Annotated in this window: 12 protein-coding genes; 6 read left to right on the top strand and 6 right to left on the bottom strand. The window is 43.0% G+C overall.

Going from position 1 to position 18,316, the window contains the following annotated elements:
* Positions 1-76: 76 nt before the first annotated feature.
* On the bottom strand, positions 77-1,507 hold the full coding sequence (gene ffh / locus LHL20_RS06750; RefSeq protein WP_226432747.1) for a signal recognition particle protein: 1,431 nt from the start codon (positions 1,505-1,507) through the stop codon (positions 77-79).
* Positions 1,508-1,734: 227 nt separating this feature from the next.
* Here ffh and LHL20_RS06745 point away from each other — a divergent pair, with 227 nt between their 5' ends.
* Together LHL20_RS06745 and LHL20_RS06740 are read left to right on the top strand one after the other, a co-directional pair.
* Positions 1,735-2,526: a cytochrome C assembly family protein gene (locus LHL20_RS06745; protein WP_159623139.1), complete on the top strand. Its 792-nt coding sequence runs from the start codon at positions 1,735-1,737 to the stop codon at positions 2,524-2,526.
* A gap of 117 nt (positions 2,527-2,643) precedes the next feature.
* Positions 2,644-3,945 carry an HlyC/CorC family transporter gene (locus LHL20_RS06740; RefSeq protein ID WP_159623141.1) on the top strand — a complete coding sequence of 434 codons (1,302 nt, stop codon included), beginning with the start codon at positions 2,644-2,646 and terminating at the stop codon, positions 3,943-3,945.
* On the opposite strand, the gene LHL20_RS06735 is transcribed toward LHL20_RS06740, so the two are convergent.
* Positions 3,942-4,130, bottom strand: a complete 189-nt coding sequence (locus tag LHL20_RS06735; RefSeq protein ID WP_159623143.1) for a hypothetical protein — start codon at positions 4,128-4,130, stop codon at positions 3,942-3,944. The two genes, LHL20_RS06740 and LHL20_RS06735, sit on opposite strands and share 4 nt — an antisense overlap.
* A gap of 110 nt (positions 4,131-4,240) precedes the next feature.
* The gene (gene sixA, locus LHL20_RS06730; RefSeq protein ID WP_226432746.1) at positions 4,241-4,756 is read right to left on the bottom strand and encodes a phosphohistidine phosphatase SixA; all 516 of its coding nucleotides are present in this window, start codon (positions 4,754-4,756) and stop codon (positions 4,241-4,243) included.
* Positions 4,757-4,927: 171 nt separating this feature from the next.
* Between sixA and LHL20_RS06725 the strand changes: the two genes are divergently transcribed.
* The 3 genes from LHL20_RS06725 (at position 4,928) to LHL20_RS06715 (ending at position 13,048) form a co-directional block, all read left to right on the top strand.
* The gene (locus tag LHL20_RS06725) at positions 4,928-7,675 is read left to right on the top strand and encodes an insulinase family protein (protein ID WP_226432745.1); all 2,748 of its coding nucleotides are present in this window, start codon (positions 4,928-4,930) and stop codon (positions 7,673-7,675) included.
* A 336-nt stretch (positions 7,676-8,011) separates the two neighbouring features.
* Positions 8,012-12,580: an EAL domain-containing protein gene (locus tag LHL20_RS06720; protein ID WP_226432744.1), complete on the top strand. Its 4,569-nt coding sequence runs from the start codon at positions 8,012-8,014 to the stop codon at positions 12,578-12,580.
* Between the two features lie 294 nt (positions 12,581-12,874).
* Positions 12,875-13,048 carry a hypothetical protein gene (locus LHL20_RS06715; protein ID WP_226432743.1) on the top strand — a complete coding sequence of 58 codons (174 nt, stop codon included), beginning with the start codon at positions 12,875-12,877 and terminating at the stop codon, positions 13,046-13,048.
* Between the two features lie 84 nt (positions 13,049-13,132).
* Here the strand turns inward: LHL20_RS06715 and LHL20_RS06710 are convergent, their stop codons facing one another.
* The 3 genes from LHL20_RS06710 to fadI all read right to left on the bottom strand — a co-directional run bounded on the left by LHL20_RS06710 (position 13,133) and on the right by fadI (position 16,995).
* Entirely contained in the window at positions 13,133-13,330 is a 198-nt protein-coding gene (locus LHL20_RS06710) for a hypothetical protein (protein ID WP_159623151.1), read from the bottom strand.
* Positions 13,331-13,526: 196 nt separating this feature from the next.
* The gene (fadJ, locus tag LHL20_RS06705; RefSeq protein WP_226432830.1) at positions 13,527-15,665 is read right to left on the bottom strand and encodes a fatty acid oxidation complex subunit alpha FadJ; all 2,139 of its coding nucleotides are present in this window, start codon (positions 15,663-15,665) and stop codon (positions 13,527-13,529) included.
* Between the two features lie 19 nt (positions 15,666-15,684).
* Positions 15,685-16,995 (bottom strand): acetyl-CoA C-acyltransferase FadI, encoded by a 1,311-nt coding sequence (gene fadI / locus LHL20_RS06700; RefSeq protein WP_159623153.1) that lies wholly within the window; start codon positions 16,993-16,995, stop codon positions 15,685-15,687.
* A 361-nt stretch (positions 16,996-17,356) separates the two neighbouring features.
* Between fadI and LHL20_RS06695 the strand changes: the two genes are divergently transcribed.
* On the top strand, positions 17,357-18,313 hold the full coding sequence (locus LHL20_RS06695) for an AAA family ATPase (RefSeq protein WP_226432742.1): 957 nt from the start codon (positions 17,357-17,359) through the stop codon (positions 18,311-18,313).
* Positions 18,314-18,316 lie beyond the last annotated feature (3 nt).

The following is an 18,316-nucleotide window of genomic DNA, read 5'->3' as shown; positions in this document are numbered from 1 at the left end:
TGCAAGAAAAATAAAAAACCTCAATGCATTGCTGCGATTGAGGTTTTTAAGCACTGTTAAGCTGAGCGATAACTTTTTAACGTGGTGGGAATCCACCGCCACCGCCGAACCCGCCTGGACCGCCGAATCCGCCCGGGCCGCCTGGACCTCCAAAACCGCCACCCGGAGACATCATGCCCTTCATTTGGCGCATCATTTTCTTCATGCCGCCGCCAGACATCTTCTTCATCATTTTCTGCATTTGCGTAAATTGTTTAAGCAAACGGTTTACGTCTTGAATTTGCGTACCTGAGCCTGCTGCAATACGACGTTTACGCGAACCTTTGATCATGTCCGGCCGCGCACGTTCAGCCGGTGTCATTGAGTTAATGATGGCTTCCATTTGATTGAACTGCTTGTCGTTTGCCTGATCTTTAATTTTATCAGACATACCGCCCATGCCAGGCAGCTTATCAAGCATACCCATCATGCCGCCCATATTCTTCATTTGCTCAAGTTGATCTTTGAAGTCTTGTAGGTCGAAGCCTTTACCCTTCTGGACTTTCTTGGCCAGTTTTTCTGCTTTCGACTTATCAACTTTGCGCTCAACCTCTTCAATTAGGCTAAGTACATCACCCATCCCTAGAATACGAGATGCTATACGCTCTGGATGGAAAGGCTCTAGTGCATCAACCTTTTCGCCCATACCAATGAATTTAATTGGCTTACCAGTGATATGACGTACAGATAAAGCAGCACCGCCTCTCGCATCACCATCGGCTTTAGTAAGAATGACACCAGTAAGTGGGAGTGCATCATTAAATGCTTTCGCTGTATTCGCGGCATCTTGACCTGTCATGGCATCTACCACGAACAAGGTTTCAATTGGTTTAACTGCCGCGTGAAGCTCTTTAATTTCATCCATCATGTCGCTATCAACATGAAGACGACCTGCGGTATCGACTAACAGTACATCAAAGAAGTGCTTTTTCGCTTCGGCAATGGCATCGTTAACAATGTCAACGGGCTTTTGCAAAATAGTAGAAGGATGAAACGCAACGTTAACCTCGCCGGCCAAGGTTTCGAGCTGTTTAATTGCCGCCGGACGGTATACGTCGGCACTGACTACCATCACCTTTTTCTTTTCGCGCTCAGTGAGGTACTTCGCTAACTTACCCACCGAGGTTGTTTTACCCGCACCTTGAAGACCCGCCATTAATACAACAGCAGGCGGTTGCGCAGCGAGGTTTAGCTTTTCGTTCGCTTCCCCCATAACTGATTCAAGTTCAGACTGCACAATTTTGATGAACACTTGGCCAGGTTTAAGGCTCTTAGTCACTTCTGTGCCGACTGCTCGCTCTTTGACTTGCGCAACAAACGCCTTTACAACAGGTAAGGCAACATCAGCTTCAAGAAGCGCCATACGCACTTCGCGCAGCGTTTCTTTAATATTATCTTCAGTAAGACGCCCCTTGCCGCTAACATTTCTTAATGTTTGGCCTAAGCGTTCGGATAAATTTTCAAACATAGTATGAAACTTCTTTTTATTTCAGACGTAATGCCCACATTGTAACGTAAAAGGCGGGCGTAACGTACCGCAATTTCTTTTAAATTTTCAATTCTGAAAAATAGTAGACTGGTGTAAAAGTGGGCACGAGATAAACAAAATCAAGTAGATGGTTGAATTTACTTCCAAGTTGAAGTATCAATACCGACTCAATTGGTGACCGACACCACCTCATCACAGGAAGCAACATGAACACCCTTTTCGCCATATCCGCTGCTTTTTTATACGCTTCAGCCGCTGCGGTGTTGATTGGCAAGTTTGTCCATCACGAAGGACCTAACAAGCGTCTTGGTTTATCACTAGCAAGCGTTGGGGTTATTGCGCATATTGCCTTTTTGATTAACGCGATAATGATTGCACCTGGCCAAGATATGAGTGTGACCAATGTACTCTCCTTGGTGTCGTGGATCATTACGGTCGCCATGTTGATTTTTGCCCGCGCTATCCCGAACCTTATTTTGTTACCGGTAGTGTTTGGGTTTGCCAGTTTTTCAGTATTGGCCTCAAAATTCATCCCTGTATCTTACATAATGCATATCGAGTTGCAGCCTGGTTTAGTCGTTCACATAAGCTTGTCGCTTTTTGCTTACTGCACATTAGTGATTGCATTTTTATACGCACTGCAGATGTCTTACATTACTTATCGTTTAAAACAGAAAGGGGCTTCACTGCTACACTCTTCGCTTCCACCTTTAATGTTAGTTGAGGGCATCCTTTTTAAGTTACTTTTGGCAGGTACATCGCTACTTACCGTATCGCTTATCAGTGGCTTTGTGTTTCTCGACGATATGTTCAATAAAACCTATGCACACAAAACAGTACTCTCTATCGCGGCTCTAGTGGTTTTTCTCATTCTGCTTGTGGGACAAAAACTTAGAGGATGGCGCGGCCGACAGGTTATCGTTATGACAGTGTTAGGCGTCATCTTATTGTCACTGGCTTACTTTGGAAGCAAGTTAGTTAAAGAACTCATTCTCTAATTAGCAAATTAGATAACAGTATTTTCTAAGCAATTAGCGTGTTTTCTGCATTTTTCGCTTGAAACAATGCCTTCAAATTACTACATTTGAAGGCTAGTTAAAGACAGGACCCCCTAATTGGACGACATATCTACGAGTACGCTGTTTATCGCGCTCGGCGTACTCATACTTCTATCTGCGTATTTTTCTAGTTCTGAAACTGGAATGATGTCGATAAACCGCTATCGACTTAAGCACCTTCAAGGCGAAGGTAACCGCTCAGCTATCCGCGTTGCTAAGCTACTCGACAGACCTGACCGCCTTATAGGTCTCATCCTTATCGGTAATAATCTTGTCAATATTGCTGCATCGTCATTAGCAACGATCTTATGTATCCGGTTATTTGGTGATTACTGGGGGTTATTTGCTGCTACTTTTGGTCTTACTTTGGTACTACTGATATTTGCAGAAGTCACACCAAAGACGCTTGCTGCGCTCTACCCTGAAAAAGTAGCGTTTCCAAGCTCAATCATTTTGCTCCCCTTGCTCACCCTGCTCTACCCTTTTGTAGCCGCAATAAACGGCATTACAAATGGTATTTTGGCTCTTTTAAGAATAAGTCCAGCAAACGGTAGCGACGATTCATTAAGCCGTGAAGAGCTGCGCACAGTTGTGTTTGAAGCTGGCACCATGATCCCCAAAAAGCACCAAGATATGTTGGTTAGTATTCTCGATTTAGAGAGTGTAACCGCAGAAGACATTATGGTTCCGCGCGCTGAAATTTTCGCTATCGATATCAACGATGATTGGAAAAAGATCCAGAAGTCACTTACCCATGCACAGCACACGCGAGTACTCTTGTACCGCGACAGTATTGATGATGCGGTGGGTTTTGTACACGTTCGTGATGCATTGAGACTGTTATCTAAAGATCAATTCACAAAGTCGAGTCTACTCCGTGCGGTTCGCGAGATTTACTACACTCCAGAATCCACCCCACTTCACACGCTAATGTATAAATTCCAAGCCGAAAAAGAACGCATTGCGTTGGTTGTGGATGAGTACGGTGACATTATGGGCTTGGTTACATTAGAAGATATCTTGGAAGAAATCATCGGTGACTTCACGACGAGCATGGTGCCTGACCACAGTAAAGAAGCACATGTACAACAGGATGGGTCTGTACTAGTAGATGGCAGTGCCAACGTTCGTGAACTTAACAAAGAGATGAACTGGAATCTACCAACAGAAGGTCCGAAAACGTTAAATGGTTTGTTGCTTGAATACCTTGAAGATATTCCTGAAAACAAAATAAGCGTGCGCTTGGCGGGTTATCCATTAGAGATAGTCGATATTACCGAGAACATGATTAAAACCGTTCGAATTATGCCCGAGTACTATGTTGCTCCGCGGGATAACGGTACAGAAAGGCCGAATTAATTATCATCGACAAGGCGCTGCGCTCTATTTGCCAGTGCCTTTGCTTTGGCGGCTGCCACCTTGTCTGACAAAACTGATAGTTTTGCAATGATATCCTGAGTCTCCTCGTCTTCGCGTAAATCTGCTTCTGCCATATGTGATTGCAATGAACGCTTTAGGAGCTCAGGAATAGATTTGCTGTCCATTTCCCAACCCTTCAATAGAATAATTTCTGACACTCTCAGTCAATTTATCGACCATACAAAAATTAACTTAACGTTTTTTTGTAAAAAAGCGGGAATAGTTTTAGGTTGTATTACAACCCTTGATAATGCGTAACTAACGTACCTTTGTGCTCTCGCAAAGAATACTTAACTACCGCAATAGAAGCCGTTGAAAACAAACTTGTTGTATAAGATTGACAAAGTTCATCGACCAAATAACTAACAAATGGCATATGGCTTACCAGGAGCATTGAACGAATGGGCTTTTTTGCATTTATTGCGGCGTGAACTCGCGCATCAATGTAGTCGCTCACCAGTTTGGGAGAGCCTTCAGGGATGATATCTTCGCTGCTTTCTAGTTTGTCAGCAATAATGTCTAAAGACACCATGTCGTGAGTTTGTTTGGCGCGACGGTATGGGCTAACTAGCGCTAAGTCCACTCGTCCACTCTCACAATAATGATGTTTTAACCATGCCGCTGCAGCTTTGGATTGTTCTCGACCAACTGCCGTTAATTGCCTACTTCTGTCATCCAATCGAGGCGATTCAGCCTCGCCGTGACGCATAATAAACAAATAAATGTCGTCGTTGCTACTTTGACCTGACATAACATTGCGCATAGTATTAATGAAAGTATGGTAACGATAACAGAGAGCAGTAACCACGCATAGCGTTAAACGCCGAATAGTGAGAATTTTTATACATTATCAGTCGTTTCGCGAACACTAACTCAACCTTCGCCACGGCAGTAAGGCGTTTACGACTACTATCGAGACAACGTGAGTAACACTATAAACTTTGAAAATGCGCACCACATTACCTTGCCTAACGGTATGCGTGCAATGTTATGTCACACCCCATCCGCCACTGAGTCCTACGTTTCCATGGCGGTTAGAGCAGGCCATTTTTATGACCCCCAAGACTGTCAGGGGCTTGCACACCTGCTTGAGCATATGTTGTTTATGGGCAGCCGACACTTACCTAAACCTAACGCAATTAACGGTTTTATTGAGCAGCACGGTGGTACAATAAACGCTTGGACAGGCACGGAGTATACAAACTACCATTACAGCTGCACTGGCGATGCCCTTGCGCAAACGTTGCCAGCATTTGCCGACATGCTTCGGCAACCTTTGTTTGAGGAAGACTCGCTAAGCAAAGAAATTAACAACATTCACGCTGAATTTGAGTTTAAGAAAAAAGATGATCTACGCAGGCTTTATCAAATTCATAAAGAGACGTGTAACCCTGCCCACCCATTTTCTAAGTTCTCAGTGGGCAATAGCGACACCTTTTCAAAACACTCTGCAACTGAACTTAAGCAACGTCTAAAAGCACTCCATTCAACATATTATTGTGCTAACAATATGTGTCTTTGTATTGCCAGTCCCATGCCGTTTGACCAACTATCATCATTAGTTAACCAGTGTTTTGGTTCATTAGAGTCAGGAGCGTTGGCGAATGATGACTGGCCCGCCCTTTACACAGAAAATGAACTTGGCATTCAAATAAACATCCATCCTTTACAGGATGCCAAGCGGATGATCGTCACCTTTGCGTTACCAGCGCTGCAAAATGACTTTAGAAGCAAACCATTAAATTACATTAGTCATCTAATTGGTGATGAAGGAGAAGGTAGCTTACTGGCTTATTTGAAAGAGCAAGACTGGGCACTTAATTTAATTGCGGGTTCCGGCATAGAAGGCGATCACTTCAAAGACTTTAATGTTAGCTTTCAACTCACTCAAAAAGGGCTAGAAAACAAGACTGAAATACTACGCGCGCTATTTTGCTATATTGAGCTTATAAAAAAAGCAGTGGATGAAGCATGGCGTTACGACGAAAAAGCCAAGTTAAATGCACTTGCGTTGGAATATGAGGAAAATGTCAAACCGCTGGGCTTAGTTGCAGAATACGCTCAACATTTATTCGTTTTCAGTGCCGATGAAGTTAACATTTTACGTTCAACAATAGGCAGTTATGACAAAAGCGTATTGGTGCACGCTCTGTCATATTTTACGGGTCAAAATGTTCGAATAAAAGTTATCTCCAAAAGTGAGAAAACGACCAAAGTCTGCGCATTTTACATGGCAGAATATCACGTTGAAAAAATAGACCCCGCCGTATTGGATAGTCTTGCGACACCGCCGGTAATTGAAGCTTTAAGACTTCCGCCCCCAAACCCTTATCTTGGCGATGAATATCAGTTAATACTCCCCGAGCAAGGCTATAACGTGCCAAATAAGCTAATTGATGATTCAGACTATCGCTTTTGGTTTGCACAAGATCAGCAATTTCACAGCCCTAAGGGAGACATTTATGTTTCATATGATGCCGACAGTTTTTCTAACACACTTGAATCGGTTGCTGCGAAACGAATTTGGCTAGGTGCACTTAATGACCATCTTCAAGCAAAATACTATCGGGCAGAAATAGCAGGGTTACATTACCGAATTTACGGCCATCAAGCGGGTTTTACGCTTCATACTCGTGGTTTTACGAACCAACAAACACTGTTAGCCAATCAGTTGTTAAATGCAGTAAAAACCTATATTCCCGATGAACGTGCTTTTAATCACCACAAAGCGCTTCAAACCCAAAGCTTACAGAATTCATTGCTCAACAAGCCTACTAACAGATTATTTTCACGTTTAAGTGTTTTGATTCAAAGAAATACACAAGCGCCGGTTGAGTTACTGGATGTAGTGGGAAATATTAGCTATGAGCAAATGCTCCAGTGCAGAGAGCAGGCCTTTAGTCATTATTTTGTTGAAACCTTTATGCATGGCAATTGGGCTAGTGACGAAGCGAAGCGGTTTGCCAACAATGTGCGTGAACTCAATGACAGAGCAAATGGTAGCCCCCTATCACGCGCGGTCTCTAAACTGCCAGTTGGTAAAGGCCTGTATCATGAAGTGTGCTGCGACCATGACGACTCTGCGATTGTACTTTACTTACAAGCGCCATCGTCAAGCTTAACGGACACAGCCTTGTGCATGGTATTAGAGCAAATGCTAGCAGCGCCTTTCTTTAACGCACTTAGAACAGAGCAACAGTTAGGTTATATCGTGGGTACCGGCTATGTGCCGCACAATCAGCACCCTGGCATGGCTTTTTATATTCAAAGCCCTCAATGCAGTCCAAAGCACTTGTTAGACGCCACAACAGAATTTTTGTATCAACAATTGCAAGAAATTGAATTTTATCGTTTTTATTGGCCCAACATTCAGCAAAATCTTATAAAACAATTGGAAGAACGCGATCTTACCTTATCCATGAAATCACAACGACTATGGGTGAGCTTGGGAACTCAGGATTTCGGTTTTAACAGAAATGTGAAACTAGCGGAGCGTGTTAAAGCGTTGAGTTTTGAAGAGATTCAAGCCTTTGCAGAAAAATTGGCAAATCGCGAGTATTGTGGTGAATTGGTCCTTTATTCTCGCGGTAAATATGAAGATATTCCCAATCTAGAAAAACGTACAATCAACAGTATTTCCGAGTTTAAGCAAAAGATACCGTATTATTAAAGCGTGTTCACTTTTCCGCTATGCTTTTTGTTCATTCCAAGCGTGTTTCTGGCAATGAACGAAACGCGCGGGTTGTTTAATCCACTTAAGTACAGGTAAAGCAGCAAACCGACCTCCTCATCATGAACGCATACTTTTCTCAATATTTACAACTTTTGGCCGATAGAATGATTCGAGAGAAAAGGATCTTTGATTAAGAAGTAAACCATCATTCCCTTAAACTTAAAAAATCCTTGTAGCGATGCGGTTAATTCGGCATATTTATTATTCTGGCTGTTAGGGAAGCCGCCAGTTAAAAACAAAAAATAATAAATGGCGTTTGCCAAAGGTGTGTAGGTGCGCTCAACCCTAATTTTTTCAATTTCGCTAATTTGGTTGGTTTTGTCGGGACTGTATGTTCATCCCGCAAAAGCGACAGAGGTGTTTGATCTTAACTTTAAGCAAGTTAACAAACGCCATGGTCTTTCTGACAGTTCAGTTTTGGACATTGTTGAAGACCGAAAAGGCTACATTTGGATAGCTACCGCTAACGGCCTCAATCGCTATTCTGGCTACGACGTAAAGCAATACCACCCTTCTGATGTAAACCCTAACTCTATTCCTTCAGGTTATGTGCCTAAGTTACTCCTAGATTCGGATGGGGAATTGTGGGCAGCTACTCAAGCAGGCCTTGCTGTTTATCTCCCTGAATCAGACAATTTTAAGGTTTTTAACAAAGAAAACTCTTTGGTCAAAACGGATTTTATTACGCATCTTAGTGAATCTTCCAACGGTGATATTCTTTTTACTGATCCAAAACACCTTTACAAATACTCAAAACAGTACAATCGCATAGAGATAGTTACGAAGTTTTCAGATACACCCGCTTTTATCCATGTTATTCGCGATGAAGCTAATCGTGTTTGGCTTGGTTCCAACCGAGGAGTGTCCATTCTCGATAAGACAAATACCGAGCTTTATCACGCAGACAGCGTTAACCCATGGGGCTTTTCTCTCGATATCGATAAATTGAGTGATATTAAAGCTATTAATGGCAACTATTGGCTAGCGACAGATAGAGGTATTTATGTTGTTAGTGTTTCAGGAAGAATACTGAAGCATGTAACAGGAGATTTGCTTGGTCAATCTTCTTACCCGTTAAGCGTCAATACAATTAAGAAAATTGGCTCAGATATATGGGTAGGTACCAAGGTCGGGTTGTATATTTTAAACAATGCAGCTGAGAGCGAGATTAATGACGAATATACTTTCGATTACACCTATCTAAATAGGCTCAATCAGGAAATAACCGGCTTACCTTTAGCGGATGTTACAGGTATCTATGTCGATAGAATGAATGCGATATGGCTTAGTACCTTAAAAAAAGGGGCACATCGATTCCACCCACAATACGCCATTAGTAGATATAAATCTGTTTTTAACTCTGAGAAAAAACTAGAGGATGATTACTCTGCAATTTGGGGGTTTGCTGAAGACGATACAAAAAACATGTACGTAGTTTCTCAGCAAAGAGGAATTGGGCAAATCGAAAAAGATACTGCAGAAGTATCTTTTTTTGACATTTTTCAGAGCCTTCCTGATACCGTTACCTATTGGGATATAGAAATAGATGCCAATGGTTTCTTCTGGGTAGCATCCTCGAATGGCGTGTATATTTTTGAGCGCGATGAAAACGAACTCAAGATTGCAAAGCATATTTTCGATGGGATGTTTATCGACTTTCTATATAAAAGTGATAATAAAATTTGGCTTTGGTCTGAATCAAATGGTCTGCAAGGATTAAATATTTCGAAGCAGGGAGATGGGACAGCTGCGATAAACATTACTCAAGTAGAAAACACCACAGATTCAACGCAGTTCATTCCGATTTATAAAGACTCTTCTAATAGGTTATGGCTGAGAAGGGATAGTGGTCTAATAATTTATTCCTTGGATAAAAACAAGATCATTAAGAGCTTCAACTCAGATGATGAAATCAATTGGTTGATCAACACCGTCTATGGCGTTTATGAAACAAACAACGCGTTTTGGATAACGACTCGAGCTAATGGTGTCGTGATGGTTGATGCTGAGTCTCTTGAAGTTGTGAAGCACCAAACTCGAAACGATGGGTCAGGATATATTATTTCGTCAACGGGACTAAATAACAGTATTTGGTATGTTGATTCGATTGGCGTCCATCAAATCGAACTACCGAGCCTACAAGAGGTGGTTACCATTCCAAATGCTGAATTAAACTTTAACTCTTTAGGCGAAAGCTCAGTTTTTGTATCGTCGGAAGGTGATATTTTTTTTGGCGGAATGGAAGGTTACAATCGCATTAACCAAAGCAGATTCATTGCTAATTCCGCTTCAAGCCCCACCCCTAAACCTGAGATATCAGAGTTTAAAATATTTGGCGTAACTGACAACGAAGCCAAAAACAAGCTCGATTTTCCAATTAAAGATGAGAGCTTTATCTCGTCAAATCAAAACGTGACTTACAGCGATGAAGTCTTTCTTAACTATGACGAAACTCGCTTCAGTATTTCGTTTTATTTGCTAAATTCTATCTACCCGGGGCAAACCACCTATCGATATAGACTTTTAGGGTTAGATGACACTTGGACCTACTCAGGAAATGAGCGTACTGCGCAGTTTAATAATATCCATTTTGGTATGTATACATTTGAAGTTCAGGCAAAAGACCCACGAAATAAATGGTCTGAGAGCAAGTATTTCACGATAACAGTTGCCAGACCACCGTGGCTACACTCTGTTGCTCTTGTGTTCTACTGCATAATCGCGATGGCGGTTTTTGGTTTCATTATCCGTCAATATCAATTGCGCAAAGCAAACCAACTAGCCATTAAAGAGTCTGAGGAGCGTCTTAAGCTAACGCTGTGGAGCTCTGGCGATGAACTGTGGGATTGGGACGTGTATCGAGGGCAAGTTTACCGTGCTAACACATGGGGAACACTCGATTTTCCGCAAGACGATATACGAACCACGGGCGCATATGATGCAAACATTCACCCAAATGATATCAATCGCGTTCAAGACGCATTGCGCGAGCATCTAGAGGGTATAAGCGAATTCTACGAGCTTGCATACCGAGCGAAAACATTTAAAAATCAATGGGTGTGGATTCTGGACCGCGGAAAAGTAGTAGAGCGCGACCATAATTCACAACCGGTTCGAATGACAGGTACCCTTAAAAATATTCACCATCTTAAAGAAGCAGAAGAGCAACTAAACCTCTTTAAGCGCTCTATAGAGAATATTTCAGAAGGTGTATTTATTACCAATACACAGTTTAAATTCATCAGCGTAAACTACGCTTACTGCACTTACACAGGTGAAACACGAGATCAAGCGCTTGCCAGCTATATGCACTTTCATTTGTATCCTGATGCATTTACCGAAGAAATTAAAAAGACCTTGAAATCAAAAGGCAACTGGTCGGGTGAAGTTGAAAGCGTTCGTGTAAATGGCGAACGTTATGAAATGGAACTGAATATCGATGCAGTACACGATGAAGATGGCAAAATCAGCCATTTTGTTGGCGTATTTAGTGATATTACATCTCGCAAAAGTACTGAAAAAGAGCTACTTAAGCTTGCGAACACCGATCCGCTTACCGAGTTACCAAACCGCTCATTTTTCCAAGCAAGCCACCAAAACTTGGTACGTAAGGGAGCACAGCATACCCTACTTTGCTTAGACATGGATAACTTCAAGAAGATTAACGACTCGTTAGGCCATCAAACGGGTGATATCCTCATTAAACAAATTGCCAAGCGTCTTCAACGTATAACTGGCAAGAGCGCTACATGTTATCGCCTAGGTGGTGATGAATTCAGTATTTTGATGGAAGATAATGCCGATATTCATACTGTTACCCATTACGCGCAAAACTTGCTAGACACACTATCTAGGCCGTTCATTATTAATAAGCAAGAGTTTGTGTTAGGGGCAAGCATTGGGATTGCATTTTTCCCTGACGATGGCACCTCACCACAAGAAATGCTAAAGAACGCTGATACTGCAATGTATTTTGCCAAGAATAATGGTGGTAATAGCTATCAGTTCTTTAGTGGTGAGATGAATCAAAACGCAGTGCGACAATTGCAAATTGAGAACCTTATTCGACAGGGCATAAAAGACGACCTTTTCACTGTCTACTACCAACCTAAGGTAGATATAGCATCTGGCAAACTAGTCAGTATGGAAGCCCTAGTGCGTTTCGAGCACCCTCAAAAAGGCATTGTCAGCCCCGGCCAATTTATCCCCCTAGCTGAACAAACTGGGCAAATTATAGAAATTGGCGAACAAGTATTGCGCAAGGCCTGTGCTGATACCAAACGTTGGGTTAACCAAGGTATGTTTAGTGGCCGTGTTGCGGTCAATATCTCGGCTAAACAATTTGAATTGCCAGATTTAGACGAGCGCATTAATAAGATATTAAACGAGGTAGGCTTGTCGCCGCTGCACTTAGAGTGCGAAATTACTGAAGGCACCTTGATGGAAAGCCCCGAAAATGGGCTTAGAATGATGAATCGCCTGCGCGAACGGGGCATCCACCTTGCTCTTGATGATTTTGGTACAGGCTACTCATCGTTGGCGTACTTAAAACGCTTCCCGCTCAATACGCTTAAAATTGATAAGGCCTTTATCGACGACATTGCAAAGAGCAATGTAGATAGGCATATGGCAGCAGCCATCATTAATATTGCACACAACCTCGGCCTTAAAGTGGTTGCTGAAGGTGTCGAAGAGGAAGCACAGCTTAATATTCTTCGTCGCTACGATTGTGAAATGCTGCAGGGCTTTTTGTACAGCCGCCCGTTAAACGCGGAGCGTTTCGAAAAGCTGCTATCAGAAAACCAGAAACTTCATACACTGTTAGGCCAAACAAATTTCTAACTATTAGTTATGCGGGCAGTTGATAACACCACTGCCCTTTCCCTTTGAACTTTAGATGACAAGGCATAGTTTTTCCCCTGCTATTCAAATATTTGGCACCCCATTGCCTAGCGCTACCCTACTATTTATCTAGATACCGTCAAAACTGTGACAAATTAACGAAAAAATACCATCAACACTTTGATTTATATGGCTTTTTAAAACTGGCACAATAATAGCTTTAATAGAAGTGCCGAGTATAAAAACAATATATCGGTTTTGTTTGTTCGTTCAAAAAAATTAGAGGAAATTATTATGTTGAAAGAGTACGCGGTTGCACTAGTACTTTCTACCACCACGCCAGTAGCAGCAGATAAGCAAGAAGGTGCTAAACCTGCAAGTGACTCTCAAAAAGAGACGGTTACTCAGCCTCAAACAATGCGCCCGAAAACAGGTGCCGGTTGGGGTGGCGTTGGCGGCCGTCCATAGGCAAAGAATTCTTATAGAAAGAGAGCGAAGCTCTCTTTTTTTTCGTCTGCATTTTAGCAGCCTCCGATAAGAGGCTACAAAAGCCTAGGCGGCGATATAAAGGTTATTAAAGCCTACTGCATTGCGCCAATGAATATGTCGCGATATAGAGAACATAGGGAGTAATATAGGCCCTAGTATAAGGCCACCTAAAGCCCACTTTTTAGCATGCATTCCCCACTTGAACGCTTCCACGTAGAAATAGACAGAACATATTGCGCTAAGTACAACAAGTGATATCACAGCGTCTCCTGAAACTTCAAATACACCCAAACTTATCAATTTAATTGATAGGTGCCTGATTAGGGTGCCAACAATTTGACTACTCAAAATTTAAACAGCGCGAATTTTACCCAAAAATGAACAATAAACCAGCAAAAACGAGCATTACACACAAAAAAACCGGGCAAAGCCCGGTTTTTAACACTATCTTTACTATTTAGTAAAAAGATTGATCAGATTCAGCCATCTTCACTAAAATGTCGGCAGGCGCAAATTTACCGCCTACTGCAGTTGCGTAATGATTTAATCTAGCGACCACATGCTTAATGCCAAGGGTATCCATGTAACGGAACGGACCACCTAAGAATGGCGGGAAGCCGATACCGAAAATGGCACCTATGTCACCGTCTCGCGCATTGCGAATCACGCCTTCATCAAGGCAACGAGCTGCTTCATTTAGCATCATAAGCACGCAGCGCTCTGCAACTTCTTTTTCGCTTAATTTAGCAGAAGGCGACAACCCAAGAAGCGAATAGATGCTTTCATCAACTTCTTTGCCCGGCTTTTTACCCTCGTAAGAATAAAAACCTTTTTGGTTTTTCTTACCCTTGCGGCCATCAGCTAACACCTTGTCAAACGCACTAGGTGCAGTAAAACGGTCGCCAAACGCTTCAACCAAGAAAGGAATGATCTTAGTGCCTACGTCAATACCTACTTCATCAAGTAGTTTTACTGGACCTACTGGGAAACCGAACTTAACCAAAGACTTGTCAATATGCTCAATTGGCTCACCGTCTAGAATAAGGTTTGCGGCCTCGTTCATGTATGGGGCAAGTATGCGGTTTACATAAAAACCGGCACCGTCCTTAACAACCACAGGGGTTTTGCCCTGTTTCTTAGCAAATTCAACAGTTGAAGAAATAACTTGGTCTGAGGTTTTGTCATGAGCAATAACTTCAGCCAAAGGCATCTTATCAACTGGCGAGAAATAGTGAAGACCAATCACATTTTCAGGTCGCGCTGCTTTCGCCGCAATTTGCGTAATGGGAATAGACGAGGTGTTTGATGCGAAAATCGTACTTTCTTTGCAGTTAGTTTCGATATCATTAACCATCTTTTGCTTAAGATCTAGATCTTCAAACACCGCTTCAACCACGATATCAGCATCTTGATATCCACTGTAATCAAGCGTACCTGTTAATAAGGCTAGCTGCTTTTGCATCTCGCTATTGCGCATGAAGCGCTTTTTAACTTTCTTATTAAGAATGTCGTAGCTGTACTTCATAGCATTAGCTATGCCTTCAGCACGTACGTCTTTTATACGTACTGGCACACCCGCCTTAGTCGAGGTTACATAGGCAATCCCACCGCCCATTAAGCCGCCACCAAGAACACCAACTTTCTTCATTTTTTCTGGTTTTACGCCCTCAACGCCGTTTTCTTTCTTCATTTCTGTAGTTGCAAAGAAAATTTGACGAAGTTGGAATGACTCTGGCGTCATTACTAGCTTACCAAAAGCTTCTGCTTCAGCTTTCAGGCCCGCTTTCATACCATCATTCATGCCCGTTTCAATTACATCAATGATATAACCTGGCGCAGGGTAGTTGCCTTTAGTTTTTGCAAATGTAGCTTCGCGTGCCTTCTTGAATAACATGCCTCGGCCTGGACCTGTATTTTCCAGCATTTTATTCATAACGCCTTTTTGAGGCGCTTCGCGTTCAGGTTTGCGCTTAAGCGCAAATTGCTCAGCAACTTTTAAGAGCACGCTGTGTGGAACCACATCATCAACAATACCGTACTTCTTCGCTTGCTTTGCTCGTGCTGGCGCACCAGTAAGCATCATTTTCATAGCTTGCTGAATACCAATAAGACGCGGCAGTCGCTGAGTACCACCACTACCAGGTAAAAGCCCTAGCTGTACTTCTGGCAAACCTAATTGCGTGCTTGGTGAATCGGTACAAACACGATAGTGACAAGCAAGAGCTAACTCTAAGCCACCACCAAGTGCTGGACCATGAATGGCCGCAACAAATGTTGCTTTCATGCTTTCAATTCTATCGAATATGGCTTGACCGCCTGCTGCGATATTTGTGGCATCTTCAGCGGTCTTACACGCCGCCAGCATAGTAATATCAGCACCTGCAACAAATGAGCTAGGCTTACCACTGGTCAATACAACACCTTTAATGCTGCTGTCGCTCTCGATGTCATCTAGCATGGCTGATATTTCGTCACCGAACTCAGCCTTTAACGTGTTCATACTTTCGCCAGGCACATCCATGCTAAGAATAGCAACACCATTGTCTTGCTTAGTAAGAGTAAAAGCGCCTGAAGCGGGTTGTGCTTCATTTGTCATGTCTTGTTCCTGACTCATCTTATTCTGTCTCCACAATCATTGCGGCACCAAGACCACCCGCCGCACATGCAGTCAGTAGACCTGTACCACCGCCACGACGGTTTAATTCATTCAACATCTGCGTGATCATACGCGTACCGGTTGCGGCAAATGGGTGGCCATAGGCAATTGAGCTTCCCATTACGTTGAATTTATCCATATCAATCTCGCCAGTTGCTTTACTTCTGCCCAGTTTCTCTTGAGCAAATTTGTCACTCGCGAACATTTTTACGTTAGCCAGTGTTTGCGCAGCGAAAGCTTCATGCATTTCGATAAGCGTTAAGTCGTTAAGGGTCATACCCGCACGGTCTAATGCGATTGGCGTAGCATAAGACGGCCCCATCAGCATATCTTCCCATACATCGATAGCAGAAAACGCATAGCTCTTGATGTAGCCCAATGGCGTGTAACCCAGTTCTTTAGCGCGACTTTCTGTCATCATCAGCACCGCTGATGCGCCGTCAGTAAGTGGTGTAGCGTTAGCCGCAGTTACCGAGCCGTACTTTTTATCAAATACAGGACGAAGCTTCGCATACCCTTCTAGCTTAGAATCGAAACGCACGTTATTGTCGCGCTCAAGTGCACCCTTATACGGTTCTGCATAAGCCGTCATTACTTCACTAGACAGCTTTCCAGCTTCCCAACTTTCGGCAGCAAGACTATGAGAGCGGTGTGCTAGTTTGTCTTGATCTTCACGAGAAATTTGATGGGTTTTAGCCATTTGCTCTGCAGTTTGGCCCATTGAAAGGCCTGTTGAATATTCTGCTACTGCCGGAGGTACTGGCGCCAAGTCTTTTAACTTAAGACGCTTAAAAATATTGAGCTTCTGACCCAACGTTTTGGTCTTTTGAAGGTCAACTAGTGCGCGAGCTAAGTTTTTTGAAACACCAATCGGTGATACCGATGTTGAATCTGCGCCACCTGCGATACCGACTTGTACTGTACCTGCCATCATACTTTCAGCGATATTCACTGCAGATTGAAAACTGGTCGCACACGCGCGAGAAACACTATACGCATCGGTATGTACGTTCATGCCGGTACCAAGCACGATTTCACGCGCAATATTTGGAGCTTCAGGCATTTGAACAACTTGACCATAAACAACTTGGTCAACCCACTCTTTTTGAACACCATGGCGAACGAGTAGTTCGTTTACGACCATTTTACCTAAATCAACAGCCGGTACGCCGTGGAAATATGTCGCCATTTTTGCAAACGGAGTACGTAACCCCGCGACAATGGCGATGCGATCACCCTCTCGGGTAGTAACTGATTGTTTTGTTGCCATAATGCACCTAAATTAATGACCTAATTGAATTGAGTGATAGCACTCACATTAAGTGGTCAGACCTGTAATACACCCGATTTTTACAAACAATGAACAAAATAGCAAATTATGCCGTTAAGGTGTCATGATAAATGTAACATTTGTTAGATGGGTATACGTGCTTTCTATTCATTGTTGATCAGCGTAATACGTCGCAGATTTATTGCGATTAAACGACTTGAAGAAAGATAGAATGAACCTTATATGGAAAACATAGTCTGTTTTGTGTCATTGTGAATGGTGTTTTAAACGTGTTCTTTAGAACTTAAATCCATCGACTGACACTTCCTTAATAAAGATAACTCAAACGGAATTTTGCAAAATGGCAGCAGAGCAGTTTCAACAGTTACATGCTTATTTAAATCAACAAATCATTGGCCAACACGCGCTGACTAAAAGTCTTCTTATCGCACTTCTCGCCGATGGGCATCTACTTGTTGAAGGGCCTCCGGGACTTGCTAAAACACGTGCAATTAACGCACTTGCAAACGGTGTCGACGGCGACTTTCACCGTGTCCAGTTCACACCAGATTTGTTACCCGCTGATTTGACGGGTACGGATATTTACCGTCCTGAAACGGGCGAATTCGTATTTCAAAAAGGCCCACTTTTTCACAATCTAATATTAGCGGATGAAATAAACCGCGCGCCAGCAAAGGTTCAATCGGCGTTACTTGAAGCCATGGCAGAAAGGCAAATAACGGTGGGTAGTAAAACTTACCCGTTGCCTCCCTTGTTTCTAGTAATGGCTACACAAAACCCACTCGAGCAAGAAGGTACTTACCCCCTTCCAGAAGCACAATTAGATCGCTTCTTGATGCATGTCGATATTGATTATCCAGGGGCGGAAACTGAACTTGAAATTTTACGCTTAACGCGTGGAGAGGCACTATCAGAGCCGCCAGTGACACCGCCTACCCTGACTCAAGACGATATTTTTACGTCGCGAAAAGAAGCACTTTCGCTATACATGGCACCTGAATTAGAGCAATACCTCGTTCAGCTCATTGTTGCCACAAGACAACCTGAAAAGTTTGACGCTAACTTGGCACAATGGATTGCAATGGGTACAAGCCCTCGAGCAACGATAAGCCTTGACCGCTGTGCCCGCGCCCATGCATGGCTAAGTGGGAGAGACTTTGTAGGTCCAGATGATATTCAAGCGGTGGTTCACAATGTGTTGCGTCACAGAATTATTCTGTCGTATCAAGCAGAGGCTGAAGGCGTAACGGTAAATGATGTTTTGGACAAAATTGTCACCACTGTAGCAGTACCGTAAATT

The sequence above is a fragment of the Alteromonas sp. McT4-15 genome, assembly GCF_020515205.1.
Lineage (GTDB): Bacteria > Pseudomonadota > Gammaproteobacteria > Enterobacterales > Alteromonadaceae > Alteromonas.
Note: the sequence above shows the minus strand (reverse complement) of the source record. Positions and strands in the feature narration are given on the sequence as shown.